This window comes from Pseudomonas sp. TJI-51, from assembly GCF_000190455.2.
Taxonomy (GTDB): domain Bacteria; phylum Pseudomonadota; class Gammaproteobacteria; order Pseudomonadales; family Pseudomonadaceae; genus Aquipseudomonas; species Aquipseudomonas juntendi.
In genome coordinates, this window is record NZ_AEWE02000032.1 from 36048 (window position 1) to 43114 (window position 7067).

The window sequence follows — 7067 nt, forward strand, 5'->3', positions numbered from 1 at the left end:
CGCCCCCTCCGCCTGCCGGTGCCAAGGGTGAGGTGATCTACGGATCGGCCGCGCCGGCCGCGGACAAACGCCTGACGCAAAACTTATGGATCGACACCACGGGCAATGGCAATACACCAAAACGCTGGAGTGGCAGCGCTTGGGTTGCTGTCACCGACAAGGTGGCCACCGACGCAGCAGCTGCCGCTCAGTCGGCGTTGAGCCAGGTGGCCACCAAGGCCGAGGCGTCAGCGCTGCAGTCGTTGACCAACCGGGTGAGCGCGGCAGAGGGGGTGAACACCAGCCAATCCGCTAGCCTTGTCGACCTGAACAACAGCGTCGGCGTGATTCAGAGCGCACTTGGCGCATCGGGGCTTGACCCTGCTCCCGGCGGGCTGTGGCAGTTCGATGCCGATGTCGAGGGTTGGACCGCGTCGGGAGCAACCATCAGTGTGGCCGCCGCAGGGGCCATGCGCGTAACCGCCACGAACAATGACCCGCAGCTGGTCCGAGGGGGGCTGTCGCTGGTCGGCAGCGTGTTTTCAGTGGTCCGTGCCCGCATTACGCGGCGCGCCGGTGCGGCCTCCGATTGGGACGGGAAGGTGTTCTACTCGACCGCCAGTCACGGGCAGGGCAACTACTACAAGCAGGCCGTAAACCCCAATTTGGCCGTGGGGCAAACGGCTGTCATTGAATGGGACATGGCAGCGCTAACAGCCGGCGGCGCCGATTGGGTGTCGAGCGTGATCACCCAGTTGCGGCTTGACCTGAGCAACACTTCAGGTGGGGCCTTTGACGTCGACTGGATTGCTGTCGGACGCGTGGCACCCGGGGCGTCCAGCCGCGCCCTCGAGTCGGTCACATCCACTGTGACCCAGCAAGGTGCCACGCTTAACGCAGAGTCGCAACGGATTGAGGGCCTGCTGACGTCGGTGGGCGCCGCTAATGCGGCAATCCAAAACGAGGCCACAGCTCGGAGCGATGCCGTTACCGCGCTCAGCCAGCAAATCCAGAGCACCCAATCGTCTTTGGGGGCCACCAATGCTTCGGTACAGCAGATCAGTACCGCGCAGACCGGATTAAATAATCGGGTCAACGCTCAGTTCTCGATCAAGGTTGCAGTTACGCAAAGCGGAGTTTATGCGCTCGGTGGGATTGGAGTAGGCATTCAGAACCAGAATGGTGTGCTGCAGTCGGTCGTGGCCGTCTTGGCGGACCAGTTCGCGGTAATCAACGCCGCCGGCAATGGTTACGTCAGCCCGTTTGCGATTCAAGGCGGCCAGGTGTTCATGAATGATGCCTTCATTCGTGATGGCAGCATCATCAACGCCAAGATCGCCAATGGTGCAATTACGTCCGCGAAGATCGGTGTGGCGGAAATCGACACGCTGCGCATTCGTGGGAACGCTGTCACTGTGCCGGTATCGGCAAGCAGCCCCGGAAATGTGCTGGGTGCGGGGGTAGGCCAATGGCAAAACCTGGTCGCTGTCGGCGTGCAAATGGACGAGGGCGGTTTCATCACCGCCCAGTACAGCTGCTACCAAGGGTTTGGCAGTGGTATCCGTAAATACCAATTCCAGATGGATATCAACGGCTTGGTGATCGCGGAAGGTGGCGGCGACTGGGCGGATGGTTTCCCTAACCTGATGGGATCAATCGGCGTTGGCCCGGGTTTTTTCGTCGTCACTGTGAAGTGGTGGGGGGAGAACACGGGGGTCGGCGTGAAAAATCATAACCTCTTTGCGATGGGAACCAAACGATGAGCAACACTGGACACTTCGCAGCCTATGAGCCTGACGGCCGGATCGTATTTGCCGTCAGCTGCCCGCCCGAGTACGGGAAGCAGATCATCAGACTCAACACCGACCGGCCTTTCATCCAGGTGGCCACACCGGCAAGGCCGGCCGATCACTTCGTGATGGGGCAAATGCTCAAGGAGCGCCCCCAGATGGGGGCGGTTCTCCAAGGGCTCTGGTTGAAGGGGGTGCACGAAGGTGCCGCCGTCAACATCGAGAGCGAAACCTACACCGCTGACGGCAGTGACATCGAGCTGGGATTTTCGGCGCCGGGTATCTACACCGTCACGGTCACCCTTTGGCCATACCGCGATCAGGAGTTCACCGTTGAAAATTCAGCATAAGAGCGACCACACCAAGCGCCGTGCGGCCGAGTACCCGCCGGTGGAGGAACAGCTGGACATGCTTTGGCATGCGATGAATCAAGGGCATATGCCCAAGGCTGAGCCGTTCTTCTCGACCCTGCAGCAGATCAAACAGCAACACCCCAAGGCTTGAATCCAAGCCAACTACCCATTGCCCGCCATCGTGCGGGCTTCTTTTGCCTGGAGATTTACCCATGCCATTTGTCGCCATCAACCTGAGCAATGACTACGAAGTTGCCAACAAAACTCGCTACGCCACCCAGGAGGAGGCCGACGCCCGAGCCCGCGAGATCTTGAGCCAGTTCCCGGCCGCCCAAGTCTGTGTCGCCCAGGTACTGAAGGACTACACCGCCAAGGTATCCATCAGCGCGAAAGACCCGGTCGAGCCGGCACCAGAGCCTGAGGCGTCTGCTGCCTGACGGCGTTCGCAACCACCCAATGCCCGCCAAGCGCGGGCTTTTTTTCGCTTGGAGAAACCAAACCATGGCCAGACTCACCGAACCCCAGGCCGGAGGCGCGAATGTGCTCCGGTTTCTGGATCTGATCGCTTTTTCCGAAGGCACCTCGACCGTGAAAGCCAGCGACGATGGCTATAACGTGCTGTACGGCGGCGGCCTGTTCCAGGGCTATTCCGATCACCCACGGCGCAAGCTGACATTCCCCATCAACGGCAAGCCGGTTACCAGCACCGCCGCTGGGCGGTACCAGTTGCTCGAGCGTTACTGGGACGCGTATAGGACCAGCCTGCGCCTGGCGGGCGGATTTACGCCAGAGAATCAGGACCGGGTAGCGCTGCAGCAGATCCGAGAGCGCCGCGCCCTCGACGATGTCAAAGCCGGCCGCATTCAGGAGGCGATCGCCAAGTGCTCGAACATCTGGGCCAGCTTCCCGGGCAACAGCTATGGGCAAAACCCGCACCGCCTGGACAAGTTGCTCGGGCGCTGGGTAGAGCTCGGCGGAGCGCTGACATGAACTGGCTGACAGCTGTGCCTGCCTGGTGCTGGTGGTTGATTGCGCTGGTGCTGGTCGCTGGCGGACAGCAGTACCGCGTGGTGGTCGCCCAGGGCGAGACGGCCGAGGCCCGAACCGAACTGTCAGATTACCGCCTGCAGATAGCTGAGCGCGACCGGCGCTCCGCGGCCCAGGCCAGAATCGAAGAACAGCGCCGCCAGGCTGTGGCGGACAAGGAGGGCGAAAGTGCACGACAACAACTGGAACTGGCCCAGGGCCGCGCCGCTGCTGCTGAGTCTGCTGCTGGCGGGCTGCGCGGCGAAATCGCGCGACTGCGGGACGGCCACCGAGCCACCTGCAATGCCATCGCTACCCAGCAGCGCCAGGCAGGAACCTCTGCCGTCGTGGTGCTCGGGGGATTGCTTGAGGAAGCTGACCGAATGGCGGGCAGCTGCGCAGCAGCGCTTGAGCGAAGTCGAATAGCGGGCTTGGCTTGCGAAGCGGTCGTTGATCGGGTGAAGGGCCAGTAGCGCTACCTAGACCTCGAGGCATGAATGCTCCAAGCCATTAGTCCGGCCACAACGATGCCTACAACGGCACCAGTGATAAAGGAATTTTTGAATGACGCGAACTGGTAGGTTATTGCACCGCTGATGAGTGCTGCTATCGCCCCTACGAAACTTATCAGTTGCATCTCTGTTTCCTTCATCTGATCGTCGCTTTTGTCGCGATGACAGTGAGGGCAAACCTCACCAGAAAAAGGGATAGTCATCCCGCAGCCAGAACAAACGATTTTCATTGCCATTGAAATCTTCCTTGGATGAATGTAGGAGGGATTTTTACAGCTGTAGCAAGCGTGATACATACCTATACAGACTGAGCCGTAAACCTAGATTTTCGCAGCGTTTGAGCGGAGCAGGATAGGGGCCTGTCGTCGAGTCGATCTATAATAGACTGACCCAAGTCAACAGGTGCACCTTCATTGGCCTAGTCGAGGCTGGCGAGCCGCCAATTCATCAGGCTATCGATGCCATGCGGCAGTATCACGAGGCCGAGGCTGCCGGCCAGCCCCAGGAGGAGGTTGAGCGCCTTCGCCTGCTCGCCGAGTCGTTGTTCCAGGCGGTATCCGATTACCAGTTGCGGGTCGTGGACAAGGCCCGGGGCAAAGACCTGCCCCGTCTTCACTGATATCAGACTGATTGCGGTAAGAGACCTTTCAAGCCTTCTCCCAACTGAGCCCACAGAGAAGGCGGTGCTCCGGTGGCTATTGACACACCATCGGCTACTGCACCCAAGGTCGAGAAGACCTTGTATCCGAGATCCGCGCCCAACGATTTTTTGAAGTTCGAGTCAGTAAACATATGGCCAGCTACGATCTCGATTGACTCCAGTACCGGTACCACTCCAGTGAAGCGGTAATTGTCGAGGGCTGATACGACTTTTCTAAGTGACTTGACAAGGTATTCTTTAACTTTAATTTCCACGTCGCTGTTTATAACTTCTTTGATCAAATCCGAAATAGCCTGCTGGAAATCGAGAATAACCGAGCTGTCAATTTCAGGAGGCGCATCTATAGCAAGCATTTGATTCATGACCTGTAGGAAATCGTTCGAGGCGCTGCTATATCTCGATGTGAAAGTCGAGATGTGGCTAGTTAACACTTGCTCCTGCAGGGCCTTAGTGAAAGTCCGGTGCCACGTGGTGGTCTGGGATTTCAGAGGAGGGTATCGATCGTTCATAAGCTCGACGGCTTCGGTTGTGACCGCGATGAATTGACCAAGCCCAATCAGCAGGGGGCCTTCATCATTCCCCTTGATTCCCAATGCTTCACGCCATGCCGTCTTCGTTTCGGTTGTATTAGGCATCGCTTCAATTGCTTTCAGTACGCGGAATGCGCGTGCGGCTGGATTGTCTGTAGTCATCTGGTCATCCATGGGGTAAATCAGTAAACGCTGAGGTAGCGGTGAGTAGAGCAACGACGCTGGTTAGGAGAGGCCAAATGCTATCAGAAGCTGTGGGGGAATTTTGGGGGAATTGATCCCCCGAATGGTGTGGAACTCTGTTGCGTCATGCTGCGTTGAAGTGTTTGATTTTGTTGAATTTTATAAAATCAGCTCAAATAAAATTGGCGACAAAAACGGATTCGAAATCCGTTGTACTGGCAACAGTACCTAGGGTTCAAATCCCTATCTCTCCGCCATACGCGAAGTAGCCGAAGCCCCCGAAAACGTTGAAGTTTTCGGGGGCTTCGTCGTTTTGGTGGTTTGGATCAGGGCAGCCATCGGCAAAATGGTTCTGTGATGTTGTCGGTGGGCAGTGTTTTTATTGCCCTGGAATCGTGTTTGCCGGGCTGGCCCCTTCGCGGGCACGCCCGCTCCCAAAGGGGACGGTGCTGCACCTGAAAACCTGTGGGAGCGGGCGTGCCCGCGAAGGGGCCGGTCCTGCCGACGCTGAGGACCGCAACATTTTGTCTTGAACTGCCAATAGCACCTTGGGCTACAATGCGGCCCTCTACTACACCACTCACGCCCAGGCCAAACGCCGTAATGATTACGCGCGCTGGGCGATGACTTTTTCTGACATGGATTCGTTGGATGCTTCGCGCCGTACTGGTCTTCCTTTTTGCCCAGCGCCGGGCGGCTGAATTGCCGCTCGCGACCAGTGCCGCGCCCCCTCTCAAATCAACGCACACCTTCGCCTGCCGCCGCCTGCCATTGGCTGCGGGACGCGGCTGTGCGCCCCATCGACAATGGAGTGCTCCACTTGCGTAAGAAATTCGTCGCGTCCCTACTGGCGGTCGCCATCGCTTCTACCACGGCCTGTGCACAGCTCGGGATCAGCAAAGAGCAAGCGGGCACGGTAATCGGTGGCCTGGCTGGCGTTGCCATCGGTTCGACCTTGGGCAGTGGCAACGGCAAGATTGCCGCCGCGCTGATCGCGGGTGGGATTGGCGCCTACGTCGGCAACCGCATCGGCAATATGCTCGATGAGAAGGACCAGCAGGCCCTGGCGCTGCGTACCCAGGAAGTACTGAGCCAGCAGCAGGCTACGGCCAGCGCCCAGCCCGTGACCTGGAAGTCCGACCACTCTGGTGCCAGCGCGCAGATCGTGCCAGGCAAGGAATACACCAAGACCAAGCAGGTCGAGGTCAAGCGCGCGCCCAAGATCCAGGCCGTGCCGTCGATGAAGCTGATCAACGAACCGTACGTGACCACCAGCGACAACCTGAACGTACGCGCCGCGCCGAACGCCTCTGGCGAGAAGGTCGGCAGCCTGAAGAACCACACCGAGTTCACCGCAGTGGGCGCCACCGGCGACTGGATCCTGGTCGGGCGCAAGGGGGTGACCGTGGGCTACGTGCACAAGGACTACGTGGAGCCCAAGGCGCAGGCCGTGGCCAAGCGCGTGACCCCGGCGGTAAACCTGGACGAGCTGGACGTTGCCGCCAGCAAGGAAACCCAAGCCTTCGACCTGGACTCGCTGCAGTCGCTGCCCACCCAGACCGTTGCCGCCGAAGCGGCCTGCCGCCCGGTCACCGTCAGCCTGAAGGCGCAAAACGGCAAGACCGAACAAGAGCAGAACACCTTCTGCAAACAAGCCAACGGCACCTGGGAACTGATCTGAGGACTCCATGAAAAAGCACGCGCTCGCGCTGGCTGTGGTCGGCGCTTGTGGTCTGGTACCGCAAGCGTTCGCCCATGAGCTGGCCTATTCCAAGAAAGACAACATCAAGGTCGAAGTGCCTGGCGATGCCAGCACCTGGTGCAAACCCCAGGTCGACCTGACCATCAGCCGCCCAGCCTGGGATAACCAGGAACTGCTGACGGGCCTGCTGAGCAAGCTGCCGTTCGTGTTTGCCAAGGACTGCTCGACCGCCAAGGTGAGTTGGAAGGCAGTCGATGGCAACGGCAAGCTTTACGCCAGCGGCTCGGGCAATGCCAGCAACCTGGGGCTGGTGACACTGGCTGCTGCACCT

The 7067-nt window shown here is 59.4% G+C and carries 9 protein-coding genes and 1 pseudogene; 9 read left to right on the forward strand and 1 reads right to left on the reverse strand.

Going from position 1 to position 7067, the window contains the following annotated elements; genetic code table 11:
• The 7 genes from G1E_RS29305 to G1E_RS07475 all read left to right on the forward strand — a co-directional run.
• Nucleotides 1–1742: DUF1983 domain-containing protein (locus G1E_RS29305; RefSeq protein ID WP_256220435.1), on the forward strand; the 1742-nt coding region annotated here is incomplete at its 5' end.
• Nucleotides 1739–2119: a hypothetical protein gene (locus tag G1E_RS07450; protein WP_009681809.1), complete on the forward strand. Its 381-nt coding sequence runs from the start codon at nucleotides 1739–1741 to the stop codon at nucleotides 2117–2119. The genes G1E_RS29305 and G1E_RS07450, both read left to right, overlap by 4 nt.
• Entirely contained in the window at nucleotides 2103–2273 is a 171-nt protein-coding gene (locus G1E_RS28650) for a hypothetical protein (protein WP_009681808.1), read from the forward strand. Before G1E_RS07450 ends, G1E_RS28650 begins: the two co-directional genes overlap by 17 nt.
• 61 nt (nucleotides 2274–2334) lie before the next feature.
• Nucleotides 2335–2559, forward strand: a complete 225-nt coding sequence (locus G1E_RS07455) for a hypothetical protein (protein ID WP_009681807.1) — start codon at nucleotides 2335–2337, stop codon at nucleotides 2557–2559.
• A 64-nt stretch (nucleotides 2560–2623) separates the two neighbouring features.
• Nucleotides 2624–3112 carry a glycoside hydrolase family protein gene (locus tag G1E_RS07460; RefSeq protein WP_009681806.1) on the forward strand — a complete coding sequence of 163 codons (489 nt, stop codon included), beginning with the start codon at nucleotides 2624–2626 and terminating at the stop codon, nucleotides 3110–3112.
• On the forward strand, nucleotides 3109–3621 hold the full coding sequence (locus G1E_RS07465; protein ID WP_047149732.1) for a DUF2514 family protein: 513 nt from the start codon (nucleotides 3109–3111) through the stop codon (nucleotides 3619–3621). Before G1E_RS07460 ends, G1E_RS07465 begins: the two co-directional genes overlap by 4 nt.
• A gap of 502 nt (nucleotides 3622–4123) precedes the next feature.
• Nucleotides 4124–4279 (forward strand): hypothetical protein, encoded by a 156-nt coding sequence (locus G1E_RS07475; RefSeq protein ID WP_256213903.1) that lies wholly within the window; start codon nucleotides 4124–4126, stop codon nucleotides 4277–4279.
• A 2-nt stretch (nucleotides 4280–4281) separates the two neighbouring features.
• On the opposite strand, the gene G1E_RS07480 is transcribed toward G1E_RS07475, so the two are convergent.
• Nucleotides 4282–5013: a hypothetical protein gene (locus G1E_RS07480; RefSeq protein ID WP_156327767.1), complete on the reverse strand. Its 732-nt coding sequence runs from the start codon at nucleotides 5011–5013 to the stop codon at nucleotides 4282–4284.
• A gap of 841 nt (nucleotides 5014–5854) precedes the next feature.
• Here G1E_RS07480 and G1E_RS07485 point away from each other — a divergent pair.
• The gene (locus G1E_RS07485; RefSeq protein WP_009681801.1) at nucleotides 5855–6715 is read left to right on the forward strand and encodes an SH3 domain-containing protein; all 861 of its coding nucleotides are present in this window, start codon (nucleotides 5855–5857) and stop codon (nucleotides 6713–6715) included.
• Nucleotides 6716–6722: 7 nt separating this feature from the next.
• Nucleotides 6723–7067: pseudogene (locus G1E_RS07490) on the forward strand (hypothetical protein); the annotation flags it as partial.

Coding starts and splice junctions, on each gene's coding strand:
- G1E_RS07450 (WP_009681809.1), top strand. CDS start 1,739: ATGAGCAACACTGGACACTTCGCAGCCTATGAGCCTGACGGCCGGATC.
- G1E_RS07455 (WP_009681807.1), top strand. CDS start 2,335: ATGCCATTTGTCGCCATCAACCTGAGCAATGACTACGAAGTTGCCAAC.
- G1E_RS07460 (WP_009681806.1), top strand. CDS start 2,624: ATGGCCAGACTCACCGAACCCCAGGCCGGAGGCGCGAATGTGCTCCGG.
- G1E_RS07465 (WP_047149732.1), top strand. CDS start 3,109: ATGAACTGGCTGACAGCTGTGCCTGCCTGGTGCTGGTGGTTGATTGCG.
- G1E_RS07475 (WP_256213903.1), top strand. CDS start 4,124: ATGCGGCAGTATCACGAGGCCGAGGCTGCCGGCCAGCCCCAGGAGGAG.
- G1E_RS07480 (WP_156327767.1), bottom strand. CDS start 5,013: ATGACTACAGACAATCCAGCCGCACGCGCATTCCGCGTACTGAAAGCA.